General features: G+C 73.0%; 1 protein-coding gene. It reads right to left on the bottom strand.

Annotated elements, in window-relative coordinates; translation table 11 throughout:
• On the bottom strand, nucleotides 1-848 hold an 848-nt coding region (locus AC01Y6_RS10650), incomplete at both ends, for a tyrosine-type recombinase/integrase (protein WP_476671497.1).

Below are 848 nucleotides of genomic sequence, written 5' to 3'. Positions count from 1 at the left end.
ACCCCAACACATCCGGCAGCGCCCGGGCCGCCTCCTCCAGGCGCTTCCGGCTCACGTGCACGTAGACCTGGGTGGTGCTGATGCTGCTGTGGCCCAGGAGCTCCTTCACCTCGTCAATGCCCCGCCCCGCCTCCACCAGGGCGCTGGCGTAGGAGTGCCGCAGCTTGTGGGGCGTGATGCGGGCCCAGTCCTTCAGCCCCGCCCTGCGGGCCACCCGCTTCACCATGGCCTCCACCGCCCGCACGCTGAAGGGCTCGCCCCGCCTCGGCCCCGAGGTGTGGCTCCAGATGTAGGGGCTGGTGGGGTGCCCCTCCAGGTTCCGGTGCTTGAGCCACTGGTGGAGGGCCCGCTGGGCCGTGGGGGAGAGGACCACCACCCGCTCCCGGTCCCCCTTCCCCTTCACCCGGATGGCGTGGGGGATCCCGTCCTGGTAGGTGAGGTCGCCGTAGGTGAGGGCCAGGGCCTCGGAGATGCGCAGGCCCGTGCCGTAGAGGAAGGCCAGGAGGGCCCAGTCCCGGAGGCCCACCCGGGGGGAGCGGTTCTTGTAGGCCGCCTCCAGGAGCCGGGCCACCTCGTGGGGCTCCAGGGCCCGGGCGGCCTTCTCCCCCTTGGGAAGACGCACCTTCACGGCTTCGGCGGGGTTCCGGGCCACAAGCTCCAGGCGTAGGGCCTCCCGGAAGAGGCCCTTGAGCCGCATGAGCACCCGGCCCACGGTGCGGGGGGCGTAGCCCGCTTCCACCACCCGGTCCACGGCGGCCCGCACGTGGACCGGCTTCACCTCCTGGAGCCGCATGCGGCCCAGGGGGTCAGGGGCCTTGGGGTCCTTGAGGGAGGGCATGGCGTGGGCC

The sequence above is a fragment of the Thermus sp. genome (assembly GCF_056332225.1).
Note: the sequence above shows the minus strand (reverse complement) of the source record. Positions and strands in the feature narration are given on the sequence as shown.